Origin of the sequence: Marinobacter shunpengi (assembly GCF_045449695.1) — a bacterium.
In the GTDB taxonomy this organism is placed as follows: domain Bacteria; phylum Pseudomonadota; class Gammaproteobacteria; order Pseudomonadales; family Oleiphilaceae; genus Marinobacter.
Map to the genome: position 1 here is coordinate 56,745 of NZ_JBJJKZ010000008.1, position 22,522 is coordinate 79,266.

General features: G+C 62.2%; 23 protein-coding genes. 16 read left to right on the forward strand and 7 right to left on the reverse strand.

Features of this window, described 5'->3' with window-relative positions; genetic code table 11:
• Positions 1–2 precede the first annotated feature (2 nt).
• On the reverse strand, positions 3–644 hold the full coding sequence (locus ACJO2E_RS05540) for a hypothetical protein (protein WP_328185338.1): 642 nt from the start codon (positions 642–644) through the stop codon (positions 3–5).
• Between the two features lie 105 nt (positions 645–749).
• Positions 750–2,075, reverse strand: coding sequence for an MATE family efflux transporter (locus ACJO2E_RS05545; RefSeq protein WP_406962624.1), 1,326 nt, complete (start codon positions 2,073–2,075; stop codon positions 750–752).
• Positions 2,076–2,401: 326 nt separating this feature from the next.
• Here ACJO2E_RS05545 and coxB point away from each other — a divergent pair, with 326 nt between their 5' ends.
• From coxB to ACJO2E_RS05560, 3 genes are all read left to right on the forward strand, one after another.
• Positions 2,402–3,520 (forward strand): cytochrome c oxidase subunit II, encoded by a 1,119-nt coding sequence (coxB, locus tag ACJO2E_RS05550; protein ID WP_406962626.1) that lies wholly within the window; start codon positions 2,402–2,404, stop codon positions 3,518–3,520.
• Positions 3,521–3,615: 95 nt separating this feature from the next.
• Positions 3,616–5,202, forward strand: coding sequence for a cytochrome c oxidase subunit I (gene ctaD / locus ACJO2E_RS05555; RefSeq protein WP_406962628.1), 1,587 nt, complete (start codon positions 3,616–3,618; stop codon positions 5,200–5,202).
• Positions 5,203–5,370: 168 nt separating this feature from the next.
• Entirely contained in the window at positions 5,371–6,258 is an 888-nt protein-coding gene (locus tag ACJO2E_RS05560; RefSeq protein WP_406962630.1) for a cytochrome c oxidase subunit 3, read from the forward strand.
• Positions 6,259–6,321: 63 nt separating this feature from the next.
• Here ACJO2E_RS05560 and ACJO2E_RS05565 read toward each other — a convergent pair whose 3' ends face one another.
• A complete protein-coding gene (locus tag ACJO2E_RS05565; protein ID WP_406962632.1) occupies positions 6,322–6,531 on the reverse strand; it encodes a twin transmembrane helix small protein in 210 nt (69 codons plus the stop codon).
• Between the two features lie 128 nt (positions 6,532–6,659).
• Here ACJO2E_RS05565 and ACJO2E_RS05570 point away from each other — a divergent pair, with 128 nt between their 5' ends.
• The 11 genes from ACJO2E_RS05570 to ACJO2E_RS05620 all read left to right on the forward strand — a co-directional run bounded on the left by ACJO2E_RS05570 (position 6,660) and on the right by ACJO2E_RS05620 (position 17,782).
• Positions 6,660–7,385: an SURF1 family protein gene (locus ACJO2E_RS05570; protein WP_406962634.1), complete on the forward strand. Its 726-nt coding sequence runs from the start codon at positions 6,660–6,662 to the stop codon at positions 7,383–7,385.
• Entirely contained in the window at positions 7,386–8,021 is a 636-nt protein-coding gene (locus tag ACJO2E_RS05575) for a redox-active disulfide-containing membrane protein (RefSeq protein ID WP_406962636.1), read from the forward strand.
• A 64-nt stretch (positions 8,022–8,085) separates the two neighbouring features.
• On the forward strand, positions 8,086–9,168 hold the full coding sequence (locus ACJO2E_RS05580) for a COX15/CtaA family protein (protein ID WP_406962638.1): 1,083 nt from the start codon (positions 8,086–8,088) through the stop codon (positions 9,166–9,168).
• A gap of 17 nt (positions 9,169–9,185) precedes the next feature.
• Complete coding sequence (gene cyoE, locus ACJO2E_RS05585; protein WP_406962806.1) at positions 9,186–10,076, forward strand: heme o synthase; 891 nt, start codon at positions 9,186–9,188, stop codon at positions 10,074–10,076.
• 23 nt (positions 10,077–10,099) lie between these two features.
• Entirely contained in the window at positions 10,100–10,762 is a 663-nt protein-coding gene (locus ACJO2E_RS05590) for an SCO family protein (protein ID WP_406962640.1), read from the forward strand.
• Positions 10,763–10,828: 66 nt separating this feature from the next.
• Positions 10,829–11,128 carry a putative quinol monooxygenase gene (locus ACJO2E_RS05595; protein WP_406962642.1) on the forward strand — a complete coding sequence of 100 codons (300 nt, stop codon included), beginning with the start codon at positions 10,829–10,831 and terminating at the stop codon, positions 11,126–11,128.
• A 98-nt stretch (positions 11,129–11,226) separates the two neighbouring features.
• Complete coding sequence (locus tag ACJO2E_RS05600; protein WP_406962644.1) at positions 11,227–12,432, forward strand: YbfB/YjiJ family MFS transporter; 1,206 nt, start codon at positions 11,227–11,229, stop codon at positions 12,430–12,432.
• A gap of 16 nt (positions 12,433–12,448) precedes the next feature.
• Positions 12,449–14,932: an ATP-dependent helicase HrpB gene (gene hrpB, locus ACJO2E_RS05605; protein WP_406962646.1), complete on the forward strand. Its 2,484-nt coding sequence runs from the start codon at positions 12,449–12,451 to the stop codon at positions 14,930–14,932.
• Between the two features lie 275 nt (positions 14,933–15,207).
• The gene (locus tag ACJO2E_RS05610; protein WP_406962648.1) at positions 15,208–15,831 is read left to right on the forward strand and encodes a hypothetical protein; all 624 of its coding nucleotides are present in this window, start codon (positions 15,208–15,210) and stop codon (positions 15,829–15,831) included.
• Positions 15,832–15,896: 65 nt separating this feature from the next.
• The gene (locus ACJO2E_RS05615) at positions 15,897–16,676 is read left to right on the forward strand and encodes a hypothetical protein (protein ID WP_406962650.1); all 780 of its coding nucleotides are present in this window, start codon (positions 15,897–15,899) and stop codon (positions 16,674–16,676) included.
• A 248-nt stretch (positions 16,677–16,924) separates the two neighbouring features.
• Positions 16,925–17,782 carry a helix-turn-helix domain-containing protein gene (locus ACJO2E_RS05620; RefSeq protein WP_406962652.1) on the forward strand — a complete coding sequence of 286 codons (858 nt, stop codon included), beginning with the start codon at positions 16,925–16,927 and terminating at the stop codon, positions 17,780–17,782.
• Here the strand turns inward: ACJO2E_RS05620 and ACJO2E_RS05625 are convergent.
• The gene (locus ACJO2E_RS05625) at positions 17,744–18,334 is read right to left on the reverse strand and encodes a LysE family translocator (protein ID WP_406962654.1); all 591 of its coding nucleotides are present in this window, start codon (positions 18,332–18,334) and stop codon (positions 17,744–17,746) included. The genes ACJO2E_RS05620 and ACJO2E_RS05625 overlap by 39 nt on opposite strands.
• A gap of 215 nt (positions 18,335–18,549) precedes the next feature.
• Between ACJO2E_RS05625 and ACJO2E_RS05630 the strand changes: the two genes are divergently transcribed.
• Both ACJO2E_RS05630 and ACJO2E_RS05635 read left to right on the forward strand, forming a co-directional pair.
• The gene (locus tag ACJO2E_RS05630; protein WP_406962656.1) at positions 18,550–18,882 is read left to right on the forward strand and encodes a YnfA family protein; all 333 of its coding nucleotides are present in this window, start codon (positions 18,550–18,552) and stop codon (positions 18,880–18,882) included.
• 11 nt (positions 18,883–18,893) lie between these two features.
• Entirely contained in the window at positions 18,894–19,874 is a 981-nt protein-coding gene (locus ACJO2E_RS05635) for a hypothetical protein (protein ID WP_406962658.1), read from the forward strand.
• 154 nt (positions 19,875–20,028) lie between these two features.
• Here the strand turns inward: ACJO2E_RS05635 and ACJO2E_RS05640 are convergent, their stop codons facing one another.
• From ACJO2E_RS05640 to ACJO2E_RS05650, 3 genes are read right to left on the reverse strand one after another with little or no spacing between them, the layout of a single operon-like run.
• Positions 20,029–20,760, reverse strand: a complete 732-nt coding sequence (locus tag ACJO2E_RS05640) for a sulfite exporter TauE/SafE family protein (RefSeq protein WP_406962660.1) — start codon at positions 20,758–20,760, stop codon at positions 20,029–20,031.
• 1 nt (position 20,761) lies between these two features.
• Positions 20,762–21,583: an SDR family oxidoreductase gene (locus tag ACJO2E_RS05645; protein WP_406962661.1), complete on the reverse strand. Its 822-nt coding sequence runs from the start codon at positions 21,581–21,583 to the stop codon at positions 20,762–20,764.
• Positions 21,580–22,521 carry an SDR family oxidoreductase gene (locus ACJO2E_RS05650; RefSeq protein ID WP_406962663.1) on the reverse strand — a complete coding sequence of 314 codons (942 nt, stop codon included), beginning with the start codon at positions 22,519–22,521 and terminating at the stop codon, positions 21,580–21,582. Before ACJO2E_RS05650 ends, ACJO2E_RS05645 begins: the two co-directional genes overlap by 4 nt.
• Position 22,522: the final 1 nt, after the last annotated feature.

Sequence of the window (22,522 nt, forward strand, 5' to 3'; positions counted from 1 at the left end):
GGTCAGGGCATCAGGGTAAACCGGATGTGGTTCCGGGTCAGCAGGTTTTCCCAGTATTCCTTCATCCACATCCTGGCGGCCTTCTGTAGTTCTTCTACGAACGGATCGAGATCCAGTTCATAGTAGCTCGGTGACCGGATCAGGTTGAGCATGGTCATGTTGATGGATTCGTCCAGCTCGTTGGCGAAGGGCTCCCCGATGAGCTGGTGAGCCAGCAGGTTGGCCTGGGTGGCTTCCATGTCCACCACCTGGCTGCGGCGGGTGGAGAGATTGTTCTCGTACATTTCCTCCATCAGGCGGTGGCACAGGTAGGCCTTGATTAGCAGGCCGTCGAGACCGTCGTACCGGGTCAGCATGATGGAGGGCTGCGTGAAGTAGCAGATGGCGGTCTGGATGAACGGGTCAAACAGCCCCCGCTTGCCGGACTTGCGGGCACAGTCGTCGATACAGTCGATCAGCCGCGGGGCCATCTCGATGTACTCGATCGCGAACTGGAACAGGCACATGGCCGGCTGATAGCCGTCCACCGTTACGCTGGCGGGCAGCCTGGCTGCCTTCTCGCGCATCTGGCGAAGGAATTCGCCGGAACGGGCTTCCTGCCGACGGGCCTGATCAATGATGTTCAATACTGCCTCTGGAGTCATGTCAGACAATGCCGGGGTTACTATGTCATGCGGGGCTGTCCGCGTCGGCGGCTCCCTAAACTGGAGTGTAGTTGAGATTTTTTCTCGTGCCGGGGGGATTACCGATCACTCATTGAAGAACCATGACCCATGTCGTGTCCGGATCATGAACACCATCGCCATGGACGTTGCCCGCGCCACCATCAGCAGGATCAGGGCAAACCAAAGCCCGTGATTGCCCCAGCCGGTGGTCAGCCACCAGCCGGGCAGGAACACCACCAACGCCGAGAACAGCATGGTGTTTTGCATGTCCCGGGTGCGGGTGGCGCCGATGAAGATGCCGTCGAACAGGTAACCCCATACGGCGGTGGCAGGCAGCAGCCAGAGCCAGGGCAGGAACTGGCGGGCGGTGTCACGTACCTCATCGATGCTGGTCAGCAGGCCGATCAGCCAGTGCCCGCCGGCAACGAACAACGTCGTGAACACCACTGCGCCAATCAGTGACCAGCGGGTGGCGGTGCGGCAGGCCACCAGGAAACGGCGGTGTGAACGTCTGCCCACCGCCTGGCCCACCATGGCCTCGGCGGCATTGGCAAAGCCGTCCAGGCCGTTGGATATCACCAGCAGGAAGGTCAGCAGTACGGCATTGGCGGCCAGGATCACTTCCCCCTGGCGGGCGCCCTGGGCCGTGAAGAAGGCCAGCACCAGCAGCAATGCGATAGTGCGCACCATGATATAGCGGTTGACGCGGATCAGCGCCAGGTAGTCCGGCAACGTACCGAGCAAGGCCCGCAGGCTGGCCCGGTGGTCCGGCAGGCGCTGCCACACCAGCCACAGGCCCAGGGTGGTGGCGCCGTACTCCGCGATAACCGTGGCCAGGGCCACACCACGGCTGTTCCAGCCCAGTACCGTTACGAACAGCACGTCCAGCACGATGTTCACGCTGTTGGCGGCGATCAGCATGATCATGGGCCCGCGGGGTAGTTGGCAGCCGATCAGCCAGCCCACCAGGGTGTACTGGCACAGCACGGCCGGTGCACTCCAGATACGGATGGCGGCGTACCCGGCCGCCAGCTCCGCCACATCCGGCCCCGGGTTCATCAGTGCCAGGCCGGTGGCAATGAGTGGCGACTGCAGCAGGATCAGCGTCAGCGCAATGCCGCAGGCCAGCAGCAGGGATCGTAGCAGCAGCGCGGTCTGGGCGGTGGCGTCCCGGCGCCCGAAGGCCTGGGCCGCCAGCCCGGTGGTGCCCATGCGCATGAAGCCGAAGGTCCAGTAGAGGATGCTGAACAGGTTGGCGCCCACGGCCACCGCCCCCAGGTATTCGGGGCTTTCCAGGTGGCCCAGCACGGCGGTATCCACCAGTCCCAGCAGGGGGACGGTCAGGTTGGTGAGCATCAACGGCCAGGCCAGGCGCCACAGGTGCCGGTCCGAGTGGGTCAGGGTCAGCATGTCGCGACTGTGTCAGGAGATCTCATATATCGTAATTGCATAAGGTTATATCTATAAAATTTTTCAAAATGTGTCAGAGGTTTTGAGTGTGAGCTAACTCTCTGTCTATACTGGCTTCTGGTTATCCGTGAACAGACTTCCCGGCAATCCACCTGTTGCGTGTGCGAGCGCGACCGGTTTCAATAGCGCCCGGGGGGACGAACTTCCAACGATCCACTGGAAGTGTCACGCAGATCCGCCAGACATGACAGGCAGCCGTCGCAGGAGAGACGACCGCTCCAAGTGTGTCTGTCATGAACAAGAACAACATTCTGTGGAGACGCGGTATGCACGTGCACGTAAAACGGGCAGGTGCCCTTGTCGCGGGCCTGTTATTGTCTGCTCCGGCGCTGGCCGAGTGGACCCTGAACATGTCCCCGGGGGTCACTGAAACAAGCAACCAGGTTTATGGTCTTCACATGACCATCCTGTGGATATGCGTCGCCATCGGCGTCGTGGTCTTCGGGGTCATGTTCTGGTCCATCTTTGCCCATCGAAAGTCCAAGGGCTACAAGCCCGCCAATTTCCACGAGAACACCCTCGTGGAGATTCTCTGGACGATTATACCCTTTGCCATTCTGGTCATCATGGCCATCCCCGCCACGGCCACCCTGGTCGACATGTACGACACCAGCGAAGCCGACATCGATATCCGGGTCACCGGTTACCAGTGGCGCTGGCAGTACCAGTATCTCAATGATGAGTTCGGCTACTTTTCCAACCTTGCCACCTCCCGGGATGAAATCGACAACCGGATGGACAAGAACGAAAACTATCTCCTGGACGTGGACAACCCGATGGTGATTCCGGTGGGTAAGCGGATACGCCTGGAGCTCACGGCGGCCGACGTTATCCACTCCTGGTGGGTGCCGGCCTTCAGCATCAAGAAGGACGCCATTCCCGGTTTTATCAACAAGGTCTGGTTCGAGGTGAACGAGCCGGGTATCTATCGCGGGCAATGTACCGAGCTGTGCGGCAAGGACCATGGCTTCATGCCGGTGGTGGTTGAAGCGGTGCCGGAAGAGGAATACAACCAGTGGGTCGCGGACCGGCGGGAAGCGGCCGAAAAAGAGCGCCAGCTCACCGAGAAGGACTGGACCCTGGAAGAGCTGGTTGAGCGTGGCGAGGGTGTCTACACCTCCTACTGTGCGGCCTGTCATGGCCAGGATGGTACCGGCGGCGGCGCTTTCCCGGCACTCAAGGGGTCCCCGATGGTGACCGAGGACGTGGAGGCGCACCTGGATGTCGTGGTCAATGGTGTTAACGGCACCGCCATGCAGGCCTTCGGAGCCCAGCTCAGCGAGGCCGATCTGGCCGCGGTGATTACCTACGAGCGTAACGCCTGGGGTAATAACACCGGTGAAATGGTGACGCCGAAAGAAGTGTTCGACTACAAGAATCAATAACAGACAGCCGGACGGCGGGCAGGGTTCCGCCGTCGGGTTCGCCAGATAACAAGATATCGCCAGCGAAAAGAATCAGGCGGCAACGGGGGTTTCAAATGAGTGCGGTCGCAGATACCCACGCCCAGGACCACCATCACGGTCCCGCCAAGGGCATAACCCGGTGGCTGTTAACCACCAACCACAAAGATATCGGGTCCATGTACCTGATCTTCAGTTTTGCCATGTTCCTCCTCGGGGGCAGCATGGCCATGGTCATCCGGGCGGAACTGTTCCAGCCCGGGCTGCAGATTGTGCAGCCCGAGTTCTTCAACCAGATGACCACCATGCACGGCCTGATTATGGTCTTCGGTGCGGTGATGCCGGCCTTCGTGGGGCTGGCCAACTGGATGCTGCCATTGATGGTGGGGGCACCGGACATGGCGCTGCCCCGGATGAACAACTGGAGTTTCTGGTTGCTGCCGGCGGCCTTCCTGATGCTGGTGTCCACCCTGTTCATGGAGGGCGGCGCGCCCAACTTCGGCTGGACGTTCTACGCACCACTGTCGACGACCTACGGGCCGCCGAGCACCACGTTCTTTATCTTTGCCGTCCATATCATGGGGATTTCCTCCATCATGGGCGCCATCAACGTCATTGCCACCATCCTCAACCTGCGGGCGCCGGGCATGACGCTGATGAAGATGCCCCTGTTCGTTTGGACATGGCTGATCACCGCCTTCCTGCTGATTGCCGTCATGCCGGTACTGGCCGGCGTGGTGACCATGATGCTGATGGACATCAACTTCGGCACCAGCTTCTTTGATGCCGCCGGCGGTGGCGACCCGGTGCTGTTCCAGCATGTGTTCTGGTTCTTCGGGCATCCCGAGGTGTACATCATGATCCTGCCGGCGTTCGGTGTGGTGTCCCACATTATCCCGGCCTTCGCCCGCAAGCAGCTGTTCGGTTATGCCTCCATGGTTTACGCGGTGGGCGCAATTGCCCTGCTGTCGTTCGTGGTGTGGGCACACCACATGTTCACCGTGGGCATTCCCATCTTCGGTCAACTGTTCTTCATGTACGCCACCATGCTGATCGCGGTGCCCACCGGGGTGAAGGTGTTCAACTGGGTGGCTACCATGTTCCGCGGCTCCATGACCTTCGAGGCGCCGATGCTGTTCTCTGTGGCCTTCGTTATCCTGTTCACCATCGGCGGTTTCTCCGGCCTGATGCTGGCCATCGCCCCGGCGGACTTCCAGTATCACGACACCTACTTCGTGGTGGCGCACTTCCACTATGTACTGGTACCGGGTGCCATCTTCGGTATCTTTGCGGCGGCCTACTACTGGCTGCCCAAGTGGACTGGCACCATGTATGACGAAACCCTGGCCAAGACCCACTTCTGGTTGTCGTTCGTGGGCATGAACCTGGCCTTCTTCCCGATGCACTTCCTGGGCCTGGCCGGCATGCCCCGCCGTATTCCGGACTATGCGCTGCAGTTTGCGGACTTCAACATGGTGTCCAGTGTTGGCGCCTTCATGTTCGGTACCACCCAGTTGCTGTTCCTGTTCATCGTGGTGAAGTGTGCCAGGGGCTACGGCGAAAAAGCCTCGGCCAAACCCTGGGACGGTGCAGAGGGCCTTGAATGGACCGTGCCGTCGCCGGCCCCGTATCACACCTTTGAAACGCCGCCGGACGTAAAATAAGGGGTATTCGCGGCCCTGGTTCCCCGGTCGGTTCCGGACCGGGGGCCGGCCAGCAGGTCTGGCCGGCGCAACGGGCACGGCGCCCCGGATGCCATCCGATGCAACGAGAGACACGACAACAATAATCGAGAATGGACAGGCCAGCGGAACGGGCCTCTGGAGAAAAGCATGGCGAACAACCAGACGTACTACGTACCTGAACAGAGCAAGTGGCCCATTGTGGCCACGGTCGGGATGTTCCTTACCGTCTACGGGGTAGCATCCGTCATGGTCAACAGCGGGCAGGGTGAATCCACCCACAGCTCCTGGTTCATCTTCCTGATCGGCAGCCTGGTGATGGTCTACATGCTGTTCGGCTGGTTCGGATCGGTGATCCGCGAGAGCCGGGAGGGGCTCTACAGCCCGCAGATGGACCGTTCCTTCCGCTGGGGCATGAGCTGGTTCATCTTTTCCGAGGTGATGTTCTTCGGCGCCTTCTTCGGTGCCCTGTTCTATGCCCGGGTATTCTCGGTGCCCTGGCTGGGCGGTGAAGGGGACAAAGGTGCCAGCGGGTTGCTGTGGGAAGGCTTCCAGGCCACCTGGCCGCTGATTAACAACCCGGACCCGGAAGCCTATCCGGCACCGGAAGGGGTGATTGGGGCGTGGGGACTGCCCCTGGTGAACACCATTCTGCTGGTCACGTCGTCCTTCACCATCACGCTGGCCCATCATGCCCTGAAGGAAAACCACCGGAATAAGGTGAAGACCTGGCTGGCGGCCACCATCGGGCTGGCGATCGTGTTCATGTTCGTGCAGGGCTACGAATATATCCACGCCTACCAGGACCTGAACCTGACCCTGCAGTCAGGCATCTATGGCAGCACCTTCTTCATGCTGACCGGTTTCCACGGCGCCCACGTGATTCTGGGTTCGCTGATCCTGATTGTCATGTTCATCCGGATCCAGAAAGGCCACTTTACCGGCGATAACCACTTCGGGTTCGAGGCGGCAAGCTGGTACTGGCACTTCGTGGATGTGGTCTGGCTGGGCCTCTTCGTCTTCGTCTACGTTATCTGACCACTGGCCAGCGGGGGCCGGGCTATCGCCCGGTACCCGGCCTGGTTTCTGTCTGACTGGTCATCAGTAGGGTGTCGGGTTCAGGCTAAGCCCGCCCTGCCACAAGGCCAGCAGGATAACGACCAGCAGCAGTATGCTGAGGCCCACCCTGACCGCCAGCGAGTTGACCACCCTCCGTCTGCCGCCATCATCCTTTATCAGGAAGAACAGGCCACTGAACAGGCTGATGATGACGGCCAGCATCAGTACGACGATCAGGATCTTTAGAAGCATGGGTATCGTCCCCGAATCGGATTCCCGTTATTGTTGTCGGTCTGAAGGCAATAAGCCTCCGGGCCATGTCCGGATTGTCCGTCATCAGGGACAGGTCCGGTGGCCGCAGACTGGGACTATAACAGAGCATGTCTGAACATGAATCCCGTCGTCGGGTCTGGTCTCCCGACTGGCGACTGCTGATGCTGGCTCTGGTGATACTGCCGGTACTGCTCGGCCTCGGGTTCTGGCAGCTGGACCGGGCGGAGGAAAAGGAGCGCCTGCTGGAGCAGTGGGACGACCCGGCCCAGGCCCGTCCGTGGGCCGATCCGGGCATGGCGAATGGGGTGACCGGGCAGCCGGTTGTCCTGACCGGGCGGTACGGAACACCGGTATGGCTGCTGGATAACCGCACCCGGGACGGCGCCCCGGGTTATGAAGTGCTGAGCCTGTTCCACCCCGACCAGGGGGCCCCGGTGGTGGTTAACCGGGGCTGGGTGCAGGCGGAACGCCGTCGGGACCAGCTTCCCGTCATCGACACGCCGCAAGAGCCGGTGCGTCTGCTGGCCCGGGTGGCAGACTACCCGGTACCGCCCATCCTGGCGGGCGAACCGGTCGCCAGAAGCAAGCCTTCCACCTGGCCCCGGCGGGTCCAGGCGCTGCCTGAGGAATTGGCCGCGGAAGTGGAGCCCAGGGTGGCGGACAAGATCGTGAAACTGGATGGCACAAATCAACCGGGCGCCTTCCGGGCTGACTGGGAACCCGATATGATGGGCCCTCAGACTCACTATGGTTATGCCCTGCAGTGGTTCTCCATGGCAGCGGCGCTCATCATACTGACAATAATAGCGAGCTATCGTAAGCAGGAGTCCTGAATGACTGACACGACTGCCCAGCAGCAGGAAGCCGAACCGTCCCCGGAACAGGTGCGTCGGGGTCGTCGCACCGCCTTGCTGCTGTTTGCCATCGGTTTCGGGCCGATGATCTTTGCCACCATCATGTACTACTCTGGCTGGCTTCACCCGGAAACCCGCAGCAACCACGGCGAGCTGATCGAACCGCCGGTCCCCGTGGCCGAACTGAACCTGCTGGGTGCCGAAGGACAGCCCCTGCAGGCCCGCTTCGGCCCGGACCAGCAGGATGCCAAGTGGCTGATGGTTGTCACCGCGCAGAACTGCGGAGAGGATTGCGAACAGCTCCTGTACCTGGCCCGGCAGGTGAATATCGCCCTGGGCAAGAATGCTAACCGGATGGGCCGTGCCGCCTGGCTTGGCACGGTACCGGAGGAGCTACAGGCGCGCTGGCAAAAAGAGTACAGCTCCATGGAGCGCCTGAGCCTGGCCCCGGATGCCGACCCCGCCTGGCCGGCGGACGTAGACCCGGCCGAGAGCCCACGCATCCTGGTGGTGGATCCGTTTGGCAATGTGATGATGCACTACGGTAGCGGTAACACCGGCAAGGAAATGCTCGAAGACCTCAAGCACCTGATGAAGCTCTCCCAGATCGGATAGAAACGTCCGGGCAGTGCCCGGCCATGCAAGGGTTCGGATTGTGGAAAAAGAACAACAAGTTGCCATGAATCAACCAGGTAAGGCTCACCGTGTGATGGCACGCTGGGCGCTGATTGCCGCGTTGTTTACGGTGGTGGTGGTGATGCTGGGGGCCTGGACCCGCCTGGTGGATGCCGGGCTTGGCTGTCCGGACTGGCCGGGTTGCTACGGCTTCCTCACCGTGCCCCAGAGTGAAGCCAGTATCGCCGAGGCTAACGCCCGCTTCCCGGAAAGCCCTGTGGATGTGTCCAAGGGCTGGCCGGAAATGATCCACCGTTACGCCGCCGGCAGCCTCGGGCTGATTGTGTTCGGCCTCGCTATCTACGCTGTTCGTCATCGCCGAGAAGGTGTGCCGGTCAAACTCCCCCTGTTCACCGCCGGGTTTATCGTGTTACAGGCCCTGTTCGGCATGTGGACCGTGACCCTGCAGCTCTGGCCCAAGGTGGTGGCGTTACACCTGTTGGGGGGCTTTACCACCCTCAGCCTGCTGACGTTACTGACCCTGCGCCTGCGGGCATCCCGCAAGTCCGTAACACCGGAACGGGAAAGTGCCCTGGCCCGCCTGCGACCCTGGCTCTACGGCGGCCTGGCCCTGGTGATCCTGCAGATTGCCCTGGGGGCCTGGACTGCCGCCAACTATGCGGCAGTGGCCTGTCCCGATCTGCCCACCTGCCAGGGCCAGTGGTGGCCCGAGGACATGGATTTCCGTCATGGCTTCGACATCCTGCAGACTATTGGTCCCAACTACCTGGGTGGCCAGCTCACCGCTGACGGGCGGGTGGCGATCCACATGACCCACCGTGTCGGGGCGATAGTGGTGCTCGGGTATTTTGCCGTGCTGCTGCTGGTGCTCTGGCGGCAGGTGCGACGCACACCACTCCGATCCATGGTCCTCTTGACCGCGGGGGTGCTGCTCATGCAGATTGGGCTGGGCATAGCCAATGTCGCATTCCATATTCCACTGTCCGTCGCGGTGGCCCATAACGCCATGGGGGCCGGACTGCTACTGACGGTTATCCACATGCTCTGGCGTGTGCATGGCTACGCACGACAACCGGTCGCAGAACCGGCAGGGACAACAACAACGCAACGCGAGGTACCCGCATGACTGACCAGGCCAAGGCCATGGCTGCCCAGTCCTCCGCCAGCCGATCCATTTCCTGGCGGGATTTCCTGGAACTGACCAAGCCCCGTGTGGTGGCGCTGATGATCCTCACCTCGGTCATCGGCATGCTGCTCGCCACGCCGGGTGTTCCCGGATGGAGTGTGCTGCTGTTCGGCAACCTGGGTATTGCGTTGCTGGCGGGAGCCGCCGCGGTGGTCAACCACGTGGTGGACCAGAAAATTGACACCATCATGGCCCGCACCCGTCGCCGCCCGGTGGCCACCGGGCGGGTCAGCCAGATGGATGCCCTTCTGTTCGCCACCGTGCTGGCGGTTGCCGGCATGATGGTCCTGATGTGGCAGGTCAACCACCTCACCGCATGGCTGACCCTGGCATCCCTGGTGGGCTATGCCGGGGTGTATACCCTGTTCCTCAAGCGGGCCACGCCCCAGAACATTGTTATCGGTGGTCTGGCGGGGGCCATGCCGCCACTGCTGGGCTGGACGGCGGTGACCGGGCAGGTGGAGGGCCATGCCCTGCTGCTGGTACTGATCATCTTCGCCTGGACGCCCCCCCACTTCTGGGCCCTGGCCATCCACCGCAAGGAAGAGTACGCCAAGGCGGGCATTCCCATGTTGCCGGTCACCCATGGTAACCGTTACACCGAACTGCACATCCTGCTGTACACCCTGATGCTGCTGGCGGCCACCCTGCTACCCTTTGCCACCGGCATGTCCGGCTGGATCTACCTGGCGGGCGCCACGGTTCTCGGGTTACGATTCCTGCAGTATGCGGTCCGCCTGCTCCGGGGGGATGACCGCCGTGTGGCGCTGGCAACCTTCAAGTACTCCATCACGTACCTGATGGCCCTGTTCGTGGTGTTGCTGGTGGACCACTTCTTCTACTTCTGATTACCAGGCTGACAGGAGACATGATGGATCGTTCGGTCCGGCGCACGCTGTTGATATTGCTGCTGATCGTATTCCTGATTTTCGGTTTTGTTATCTTCCAGCAGATGGATAACCGGAGCCAGGAACCTGAGCCGGCGCCGGATCTGAGCGCCATCAACACCTTTGTGTATGACGAGCCCAGGGAGCTGGCGGACTTCACCCTCACCACCGAAGAGGGCGATGAGATGACCCGGCAGGACCTGCAGGGTCGCTGGACCTTTGTGTTTGTGGGCTACACCAACTGCCCGGATATCTGCCCCGCCACCATGGCCACCCTGCGACAGACCGACGCCAGCCTGACGTCTGAGCTGCCCCAGCCCAACTATCTGTTGGTGAGCGCCGATCCGGAGCATGACACCCCGGAAAAGCTGAAGCAGTACGTGGATTTCTTCGGGGAGGATTTCCACGGTGTGACCGGCGATATCGATGTGCTCCGCAGTTTTGCCAAGAGCGTGGGTGCCGTGTTCGTGCATCGGGACGACGGTGAGGGCAATACCCTGGTGGACCACAGCGGCCATCTGGCCCTGATCAATCCCCAGGGCCGGACAGCCGCCCTGATCCAGCCCCCCCATGACCCGGACAAGCTGGCCGAAGCCTACCGCGAGATCTACGAGTGGACCCGTCGCAACCAGTCGCGCTCTGGCTGATTGCCTGAACTTCCAATCAACGACACACCTTCTCCGGGATGTGTCACCCCCAACCCGAGGACAACCATGCTATACGTACGAGCCATCCTGAATGTAAAGCCGGACCAGCGTGACACCCTGCTGGAAGCCGCCAAACCCTGTATCGAGGCAACCCTGAAGGAGCCCGGATGCCTGGAGTATGAACTGCACACCAGCCTGTCCGATCCCAACCGGCTGGTGTTCCTGGAAGTCTGGGAATCCGCCGGGCACCTGGAACCCCATGGCAAGAGCGACCACATGAAGGCCTTCGGCAAGGTCGCCGCCGGCTGCCTGGCGGGACCGCCCAGAATCGAGTACATTACGCCAGCCAAGGTAGATGTGAAGTAACCTAAGGAGTTTCCCGACTGGTTCCCGTCCGGGCTATCCGCCCGCGGGCTACCAGGTCAGAGGCTCCGTGATCCGGGATCCATCCCGTTGGAGTCGCCATGACAGAGCACCGGTCCGCCGCTAAGCCCGCCAATCTCCTGTCGGTAGTGGTGGCCGGCGCCACTATCCTGCTGGTGGTCCATGCCCTGGGCCGCTTTATCTACACCCCCCTGCTGCCCTACCTGGTGGGCGACGGCCAACTGACCGCCAGCGAAGGCGCCTCTGTTGCGACCTGGAATTACCTGGGCTACCTCATCGGTGCCCTGCTGGCCATCCGCTGGTACCGCCCGGACCAGATCCGCCTGACCCTGCCCATCGCCATGGTGGTCCACGTGATAACCACCCTGTTGCAGACCCAGGTGGAACCGGCCTCCTGGCTGTCCGCCCTGAGGTTGGTGAACGGCATCGCCAACGGTGTGGTGTTCGTGCAGGCGCCGGCACTGATACTGGAATGGCTGGTAAGGCGCAACCGCAGCTCCGCCAGTGGCCTGGTCTATGTGGGGGTGGGTGTGGGCCTGTTGCTGTCCAGCTTGCTGGTGTCCGGCACGGCGGACCTGCTCACCGGCCCGGCCCGCTGGTGGCCGGCGGCGCTGCTGTCCATTCCGCTGGCGGCCTGGGCCACCTGGTACCTGCTGAAACTGGATGTACCGGCGGGACTCCGGCGGGATGACGGTTCGTTCGTTGACAAGGGGCCTCTGCTGGACCGGGCCAGCATTCCCCTGTTCCTGTCCTATGCCGGGGCGGGGCTGGGCTACATCCTGCCCATGACCTTCCTGCCCCTGCTGACCAAGACCCAGTTACCGGAAGGCCACTGGCTGGTGGACGGCTCCTGGCTGCTGGTGGCGGTGGTGACCATTCCCACGCCCATTGTCTGGAGCTACCTGGGCTCCCGGGTGGGCGACCTCCGGGCCCTGCGGCTGAACTACCTGATCCAGTTCCTCGGTGCCCTGGCGCTGGTGGTCTGGCCGGACCCCCGGGGGATTGTGCTCTGTGCCCTGCTGGTGGGCAGCACCTTTGTGGGCACCGTGCTGCTGACCCAGCGTATTGGCCGCGCCCTGCACCCCCACCAGGGCCCGCGCCTGTCGGCCGCCACGGTGGCCCTGTACAGTGTGACGCAGATGGCCGGCCCCTGGCTGACGCGGCAATGGCTGGACGCCGGTGGTACCCTGGTGGGCGCTTTCACCCTGGGGGCCATTGCCCTGGGTTGGGGGCTGTTCTTTGCCCTGTTCGTTCCCCGTGCCGAGGACTGGCACGCCCGCCGATAGATCCCGGAACTTGTCCATGCTGCCCATCGACCAGGTACTGCCGGAACTCACTGCCACCCTGGAGTCACAAACCACCGTGTTGCTCCAGGCACCCCCCGGGGCCGGCAAGACCACCCGGGTACCGGTTGCCCTGCTGGATGCCCCATGGCGGCAAGGGCGCCGGATCCTGATGCTGGAGCCCCGGCGCCTGGCGGCCCGATCCGCTGCCCGGTTCATGGCACGGCAACTGGGTGAGAAGCCCGGCCAGACGGTGGGTTATCGCACTCGCCTGGATACCCGGGTATCGGCACAGACAGTCATTGAGGTGGTCACGGAAGGCATCCTGACCCGCATGATCCAGTCCGACCCGCTGTTGGACGACTACGCCGCCGTGCTGTTCGATGAGTTCCACGAGCGTTCCCTGCAGGCGGACCTGGGCCTGGCACTGGTGCGGGAATCCCAGCAGGTACTGCGCCCGGACCTGCGGGTGGTGGTAATGTCCGCCACCCTGGATACCACGCCCCTGGCCCGGATGCTGGATGATGCGCCGGTGATCAGCAGCGAGGGCCGTGCCTTCCCGGTAGCGGTGATCCACTGTCCGCCGTCGACCCCTGCCGGGCGGGCACCCCGCGTGACTGACCAGGTGGCCTCGGTCATCCGGGAAGTGCTGACGACGGAGACGGGCTCCATCCTGGTGTTCCTGCCCGGGGCCGGGGAAATCCGCCAGGTGGAGCGCCTGATCCGCCCCAACCTGCCGGCCGATGTTCACCTGGCGCCCCTGTACGGCAACCTCAGGGGCGACGAACAGGATCGGGCCATCCGGCCGGTCCTCGATGGCGAACGCAAGATCGTACTGGCCACCGCCATTGCCGAAACCAGCCTGACCATTGAGGGCGTGCGGGTGGTCATCGACGCCGGCCAGGCCCGACGGGCGGTGTTCGACCCCAATAGCGGCATGACCCGCCTTGAGACGGGGCGGGTGTCGAAGGCTGCCGCCGAGCAACGCAAGGGCCGGGCCGGACGGGTGGAGCCCGGGGTGTGCTACCGCCTGTGGAGCGAGTCCGACCAGCATGGCCTTGCCGCGTTCACGCCCCCGGAGATCCTGGAGGCGGACCTGGCCCCCCTGGCGCTGGAGCTGGCGCAATGGGGAGCCCTCAGACCGGAGGACCTGGACTGGCTCGACCCGCCACCGGCGGCCCACTGGAACCAGGCGGTGGCCCTGCTGCAATGGCTGGATCTGCTCAACCCGGATGGAACCATCACCGACCATGGTCGCAACGCCCGGGCTTTGGGTATCCATCCCCGCCTGGCCCATATGGTGCTGAAGGGTCGGGAGCTGGGTTATCCACAATCAGCGGCCAGACTGGCGGCGCTGTTGGGTGAACGGGACCTGCTTGGCCCCGGCGCGGGGGCGGATATCGGCTATCGCTTGCAGGTACTGGGTGGGGAGTATCGGACCCCGAACCTCGACCGCAACCGACTGGACGCGATCCGGCGCTCCGCCGCCCGGCTGCTGCCGGATGCCAATGAGCGGGATGTGGATGACAGCCTGCCGGCGGGCCGTCTGCTGGCACTGGCCTACCCGGACCGGGTAGGCCTGAGGCGCTCAGGCGATGCCAGCCGCTACCAGCTCAGTAATGGTCGTGGCGCCAGTCTGTCCGATGAGGACGTCCTGGGCCAACAGTCATGGATTGTCGCCGCCGACCTGGATGGCCGGGCCAGGGAGGCGCGGATCTATCTGGCCGCCGCCACCGACCGTGCCACCCTGGAAGCCGACCTGGCCGACCATATCCAAACCTCGGACGAAGCGACCTGGGACGACGCCCGGGGTACCGTGGTCGCCCGCCGGGTGACCCGGTTGGGGGCCCTGGTCCTGACGGAGAAAGCGTTACCGGAGCCAGGGCCTGAGCAGATCCAGCTTGGCTTGCTCACCGCTGTCCGCCAAAAAGGCATCGACAGCCTCCCCTGGAACGAGGCCGCCCGCGAGTGGCAGGCAAGGGTGACCTTTATGCGCTCCCTGGAACCGGACCAGTGGCCGGAGGTGTCTGACAGCGCCCTGATGGCAACCCTGGAGCAGTGGCTGGCCCCCTTCCTGGCCGGTGTCCGGAACTGGAAAGCCCTGCAACGGATTCCGTTGTTGGATGCCCTGCAATCCCTGCTGCCCTGGGACCGGCAGCAGACCCTGAAACGGGAACTGCCCACCTCCCTGGAAATCCCCACCGGTCAGCAGGTCCGCCTGGACTACACGGCGGAAAACGGTCCGGTGCTGGCGGCCAAGCTCCAGGCCCTGTTCGGCTGGACGGAAACCCCCAGGCTTGCCGGCGGGCGTGTCCCTGTTGTTATCCACCTGCTATCACCCGCACAACGCCCCCTGGCCGTCACTGCGGACCTGGCCAACTTCTGGCGCGAGGTGTATCCGGAAGTCCGCAAGGAAATGCGCGGTCGTTATCCTAAGCACCCCTGGCCCGAAGACCCGTTCACAGCGGAGGCAAAGATGGGGACTAAGAAGTCAGGGAGGTAAAGAAGTGTGATGCTTTTCTCGGAATGCATTGGGCCGAGAGCTGGACCCTAGTCTACAGTACGGTATGCTTATTACTTGGGTATCAGGACGATGCTCTGCGTTCCTTGACGGAATGCATTCCCTCCAGCGCATACAAGGATAGGTAAGAGTAATTTTTCCTCGTCAATCTCGTCCTGAAACCTGACTTTGGTAGGAAGTGCTAGTAAATTCGACGCACAAACTGAAACTGGGCTTAAGCCAATCAACGGACATGGACTTGATAGAAAGGGAAGAATATGGACTTCGATACCACCGGATGGGAAATTGCAGGAGCTAGTGGGTTACAGGTAACGGTTGGCACTCCAATCGCCAGAGTAGAGGTCGGTGGGGCGCATGTTGTCATGCCAATAAAGCACGTTGCCGAAAACAGAGTCGTGAAGTTAGAGGGGCCCGGAGCAGGCGTATTGGGGGGCTTTTCAGTGTCGGTGCCAGGGATCAATGCATCATACAGTCATGAGGACTTTCCCACTGAAAAAATTGGCAGCATCTACGCTGGCCTATCCCGTCCAGATGGAGGCGTTTATACAGACTCCGATTTTACCGGTGGGTTGATCGTTAAAACGATGACTGCAGGCAAGCAAATAAGTGGCAATATTTCCAGCGCCATGTGGTTCGATGCCCCGGTAGAGGTCTGTATGGCACGCAATAATTGCACTCGCCAGGAATTTTTCGAAATCATGAACAACGTTCTTGAGGCATACGTTCGCGGAGGCTTTAACGCAGTTGGTATGAGCACTCATGTGCTGCAAAGGTTCGCCAAAAGCGTGAAAGCTGTTGGTTTCTTTGCCGGAATGAGTTTGGAAACACAACTCATTGGTGCCAGCGTGGATGCATTTGTCTACAACGTTTCGGCCTCATGAGATTCTTGATTCTTGCTGTTACGGCGTTCGCTCTTCTGGGTTGCCAATCCCATACGGGAGATCAAGTGCAACTCAGGTGGCAGGTTGCTGAGGCACCGGCAGTGTATTCCGTTGTGAATCAGGAAATCGACGTAATCCCTGAATTGCTTATCAGTGGTTTCGATGTCGCTGATGATCCTGATATGCGGCGCCGGGTAACCCAAGACCTTCGCAGCATTGAGTTGCCTGCCGCGACATACGAAGGTCGGGTGGAGCCCCATGAAGGAGGCGTTAGAGCGAGTCTTCTTGCTGTCTCACCAGAGGGCGATCGCGCTCCACAGAGTGGGAAGGAAGAACTGCACAGACGAATGGCCGAGCAAAAGGCTGGTCTGACTGAGTTGCTTGGAGATTTTTCGGCAGATGGTAAGTTACGCTCGTTTTTTCTTGGGAGACGACATCAGGCTGCATTGAACCTCCTTTTCTCACTTCCTTCAAATCCTCTTGGTCGTGGTGATAGTTGGTCACCGGATGTGACCGGCATTGAGATAGGTGAGAGGTTTTTTCCGAAGGATTCACGCCGGATTCACAAGGCTATCCTTGAGTCGCTCGGGAAGGATGACGATGGCAGGCTGGTTGCCACAATGTTTTACGTGATCACTGATGAGGTGAGCGGCCATTTCGAATACAAACAGGCTGGGGATATCCAGCAGTTGGCGATGGATGTTTCCAATACATATTTTGCTGTCGGTGATTTCTTGGTTGATCAAGGTCGCTGGAAGGCATTTACCGCCGTCAATGCGAATGTGGCGAGTGGCAGCTCTGGCAGCGAAAGAATGATTCTTTACGATATGCGGCTTGAAGAATAATTGGCCACGTATCTGGTTCATCGACGGATACAATGATGTCGTCGAACTTTCGGGGGGTACCTCCACGGGGCGACACGCCAAAGCGTCCTTGGTTGGAAGCGTGCCCAGTTTGGTGGATTCTCCGCCAGGTATGGTCTGATAAATAGGCTTGCCTTGGTCTTGATGTGGAGCCATTCTGAGTTTGATTCTTCCACTGTGTCTAGGTCCCAACTTATCCTGACCTGATAGGTAGGTAGAGGCAGCCCATCATGAGAGGTAATTCCAACCCCATTTTCTGGCGCGACCCCCGTATGCCCCATGTGGAACTGCGCCAGGTCGAGGACGGTCGCCAGGTCTGTTACGCCCCCCACAGCCACACCCAGTGGTCCATCGGCGCCATTACCGGTGGCCGGAGCACCTATTGCTATCGCACCGACCGTTATCAGGTGACAGCCGGCGACCTGGTGCTGATGAACCCCGAGTGGGTGCACAACTGCAATCCCATCGAGGATCAGCCCTGGGCCTACTTCATGATGTACGTGGATACGGACTGGCTGACGGACCTGCGCTACCGGGCGGGCCTGTTGCCTTCTCCGCAGTGGCGGGACATCTCGACACCGATCATCTCGGACCCGCAGTGGTACCGGCGGTACTGCCACATGGCGCATTGCCTGCTGGATGACAGCCGGGACCTGCTGGAAAAACAGACCGAAGTGGTGGAGTTCCTGTCGGACCTGATGCATGAACTGGCCAGCCAGCCGGTCCACTCCAGAACACAGGCTCCGGAAACCCTCAGATCACTGGCAGCCTATCTTGACGAGCATGTGGCCGAGGATATCTCACTGGATAGGCTGTGCGACCACTCGGGCTATAGCGCCGGGCACCTGGTCCGTGCGTTCAAGCAGCATTTCGGCCTCACGCCCCATGCCTACCTGGTCAACCGCCGGATACAGCTCGGTCGTCGGGCCCTCAGGGAGGGCGCCCCCATCGTTGAGGCTGCCCTGGACGCGGGCTTTGCCGACCAGGCCCATTTCCAGCGCACCTTCAAGCGGTTGATGGCGGCCACCCCGAAGCAGTACCGGGTGGCGTCAGCCAAGCAGCAGGTAGACACAGCTGGCGGCAAGTAACGCGGCCAGTGTCCGGTTGATGGTGACCAGCACCGCAGGCCGTTGCACATGGCGCCGGAGGAAGGCGCCGGCGTAAACCCAGGTGGCCAGCGACAGCCAGCAGATGGGCAGGTAAAGCAACGCGAACAGCAGGATGGTGTCCAGGTCATTGGCACTGGTGTAGGCGCCAATGCCGGAGGCGGAGGCCAGCCAGGCCTTGGGGTTGAGCCACTGCATCAGGGCGCCGGTGGCAAAGCCCGGTGCCTGGGCGTCGTCCTCCGGCAGGTCACCGCTGTCCCGGGCCAGGCGCACGGCCAGGTAGAGCAGGAAGGCCACGCCGGCCCACCGCAACAGGTCCTCCAGCATCGGCACCATGGTCATCAGCGAGTAAAGCCCCAGGCCGACGGCCAGGAACAGGGCGATAAACCCCAGGGTGGCCCCGGTCACGAAGACCAGACCCCGGGCGATGGGGTAACGGGTGCCACTGCTCAGGCAGACCAGGTTGACCGGGCCCGGGGAAATGGATGCAGCCAGGGCAAACGCCGACATGGGCAGGATCAGGGAAAGGCTCATGGGTGGTTCTCCGCTTTGGTGACGGAGGTATTCTGCGGTGATTCGGAGCCCGGTTATTGAACAGAATTGATGTGGTTCGGCCGAATCCGCTTTCACGCTTGCACATCATCATCGGAAAGGGTGACTATTCCGCCGTGCAGGGACAAACAGCGCAGTAACAAGAGTGCATTTCGTGCCCTGGCCCGGGGGTATTATGATATCGGGAGTACCAAGCATTGCCTGAACTCAAGACCGTCGGCCTGTTCCTTGTCACGTCACTGGCCGAGATTGTTGGCTGTTACCTACCCTACCTGTGGTTGCGGGGAGGCAAGTCCATCTGGTTGCTGATCCCAGGGGCGTTGAGCCTGGCGCTGTTCGCCTGGTTGCTGTCCCTGCACCCCACCGCTGCAGGTCGGGTCTATGCGGCCTACGGTGGCGTCTATATCTTCATGGCGATCCTGTGGCTGTGGGTGGTGGACGGCATCCGGCCCACCCCCTATGACCTGTTGGGATCAGCCGTGGCGCTGGTTGGTATGGCCATCATTATGTTTGCTCCCCGTCACACATAGGCGACGTTGTCATGAAATCATGGATTGCCACTTCTCTCCTGTTATTGTTTGCGGCAGATGACTCCTCCAGGGAGCAGGCCACTTTCGAGTTTGAGCCTCCGGCACAGGAGCAGGCCTCTGTGGAAAGGCCGCCTCCCTGCGCCTTCGATAACCTCGAACTTCCCGAGTTCATGGCCGTGTACGCCGCCGGTGGCTACACGGGGCGGGAACTCCCTTTCCAGATCGACCAGAGTGGCCATCAGGCCACGCAGTTCGATGTCGCCGTCAACAGTCCCGGGCAGCCGGTGGCATTGATGCTCGGGGCCTATGAGCCGACGGTCTGGAACCTGGGCTGGAGCCAGGGCACGGAGATTGTGGCGGTGGTGGTATCCGGCTATCACCGCCAGGCGATTGCGGGGCTGGAGCCGGACGTTCCGGTGTTGAACAGCAGTTATGACAACCAGGGGTCGTGCGGATACTTCTATGTGGGCAAGGATCGCAATGCTGCGCTGAACCCCCTGTCGCGGAAGCTTTTCAACCAGCCGGTGGACCTGGTGTTTCCCGGCGACAGGGACACCGGTCGTATTCTGGTGGGGGAAGCCCTTGATGCGGGGGCCGAACTGATCACCTCAACGGCACAAACCCCGGAATCGTTTCGGGACCCGGATGCGCCCCTGGCGGGACAGGCGGGTATCGACCAGGCCCTGGCCAGGGGTGTCCTGCGCGAAGCCACGTCCGCCGATGCCGATGCCTGGGTGGATGCCCTGATCGCCAGCCGCCCGGAACCGGATATCCCTCCGGTTGCCGGCGAGGGGATACCACGGCCTCCCACCCCCCGGGTGCATCGGGCCTATGTGGTGCTGGAGGCGTTCACCTATCCCAGTGGTCTGTACGGGGCCAATTCCGCGACTTTCTTCGTGCCGGCGGGGGTGCCCAGGCCGGAGGGCAACCCGGGGCATTCGGCTGTCCACGATTTCAATACCCTGACCTGCGATGGGGCCTTGTGTCGCTGAGCGGCGGGCCCGCCGCCGGTTCCGCCTGCCTTGGTACAGGGCCTCGTCGGCATGGCTGACGCAGGTTTCGAAGTTCTCGTCACGGCGCCACTCGCTGACTCTGAGGGTGGCTCGGTAGATCAGCGAATTAACCAGACGGGACGCCAGTGGCCATCTATGCCCGAAGAATAAGGAGCACGCCGGTAATCAGCAGAATGCCATACACTGCCTGCCGGAAGCGCTCCTCGTTGAGCCGGTGGTGCAGGAATTCCCCCACCAGTACGCCCACCATCAGTAATGGCAGATACCACACCAGCCGGTGGGCGCTGGCCATCAGGCTGCCATCGAACAGGTAGAGCACGCTGAGGGTCAGGTTCAGGGTGAACCAGACCGTGAGCAGGGTGGCCCGGGTCCGGCTTTTGTCGAGCCGGATGCCCGCCAGGGCATAGACCAGCAACGGCCCGCCGGAGGCAAACAGGCCATGGGTGATACCGGCACCGAAGGTAATAATGCGGCTGGTCATCAGGCCGTGGGGTTCCGCCACCCGCCCCCCGAACAGTCGCCACAGTTCCTTGCCGGCAAACCACACCACCAGCGCCCCGAACAGGGCCTTGAGGATGCCGGCCCCCAACCAGGGAGTCAGCAGGTAGCCGGCCACCGTACCCGCCAGCATCAGCGGCAGGATCAGGGTGGCCAGTAGCCGCCAGTCGATATGGTGGTGATGCCTCCAGGTCAGGTAGCCGCTCATGAATACGTTCAGGGGCACCAGTACCGGCAGCATGTCGGGGATGGGCAGCAGCACGGCCCCCAGGGACAGGGCGATGACAATGGAGCCGAAGCCGGTGATGGCTTCGATGGTGTAGGCCAGCAGGATGGCAAAGCCCAGCCAAAGCCAGGGGTCGATCATGTCACGGGGCCTTTGTCCGGAGTGTCGGGTGGTGGCTGCTGGCAATATCGCCGGCAAACTTCCGGCGTATGGCTCGCAGGTAGAGGGCCGGCGCGATGCGCCACAACAGGCTGCCGAAACGGGAGACGCCATCGGGCAGTAGCCAGCGCTTGCGCCTGTTCAGGGCCTGGTCAATCATCCGAGCCATGTCATCGGCGCTGGACAGGCCGCCGATGGTGGAGCGGGCATGTCTGGCCTTGCTCCCATCCGCCCCCAGGGCGTTGTGCTCGATGGGGGTGTCCAGGAAGCTGGGGTACACCATCAGCACATGGACGCCCCGGGGCTCCAGCTCCAGCCGCAGCACCTCGAAGAACTGGGCCAGGGCCCCCTTGGCGGCGCAGTAGCCGGCCCGCCCCGGTACCGGCATCCAGCCGGCCATGGAACCGATGCAGATAATGCTGCCCCGGGACTGTTCAAGCAAGGGCAGGGCCAGTTGTGTCAGTTCCACCGGCCCCTGCCAGTCCACCGCCATCACCTTTCGGAACACCTCCGGATTGGTGTCCGTGGCGGGCGACCGGTGGGTGATGCCGGCGTTGTTCACCAGCAGGTCCAGCCGGCCGAAAGTGGTCTCGGTTTCGTGCACTAGGCGCTGGAGCTCGTCCCGCCGGGTAACGTCGACGGTGACGATATGCACCCGGGTGTCGTCGCCCAGTTCCGCCCGCCGCTGGTGAAGGGCTTCGGCATCGATATCCGCCAGCACCAGGCAATGTCCGGCCCGGTACCAGTGTTGCGCCATGGCCCAGCCGAGGCCGCTGGCGGCGCCGGTAATCAGGGTAACGGTCACAGGTCACCCCGCTGCTGGGCATGCCCGACGAAGAAGTCGAAGGTTTCCGCCGAGGTCTTCCGGGGCCGGTAACCGAATTCCTCCTTCAGGCGCCGATTGCTGAGTACCGGCCGGTAGCGCAGGAAATTGACCTGCTCCGGTCCCACCGGTTTGCCCAGCCATTTTGCCACCTGCAGGCCCGCCTTGACGACGCCCGCCGGCAGGGTCAGCAGGGGTTTATCCAGTTTGCGGGCAATCTCGCGGATGGTCAGGGCACCGTCGCCGGCCATGTTGTACCGGCCGGTCCGGTCTTCGCGGATGCCCTGTTCCATGGCATCCAGCACATCCTGGTCCCAGATGAACACGAACGGTGAGTCACTGCCGCGGATCGCCAGCAGCCGGGGCGCCAGGAACAGGCTGGTGATCTGGTTGCGGGTATCCGTGCCCAGTACCGTGCCGGGTCGGAAGATGAGCTGTTTCAGTTCCGGATGCTCGGTGCGGTAACGGGCCAGCAGCTCTTCCACCTGGCGCTTGTGGTCCGAGTAGGCGAACTCCGGGTTGCCCCGCAGTGGGTCATCCTCGTCGATCCACGGGGGGTTGTCCGGGTGGTAGCCATAGGCGGCCCCGGAACTGGTCACGGTGATGTGCCGGACCTTGGCGGCCACACAGGCTTCCAGCACGTTGCGGGTGCCGTTGACGTCGATGTCGTAGTCCCGCTGCCGGTCCGGTGAGGCCTGGAGGATCGACGCCAGGTGGATAACGTGGGTGATGCGGTATTCCGCCAGGGTCAGCACCAGTTTCGAATCGCGGACATCCAGCACTTCCAGGGGAAAGTCCAGGCCTTCCCGCCAGTGCAGGTCGGTACCCATGACGAAGTAGTCCTTCGCCAGCCGGTTGCCCAACTGGTGGCCAATGTAGCCGGCGGCGCCGGTGATCAGGATGCGTTTTTCGGTGGTCATG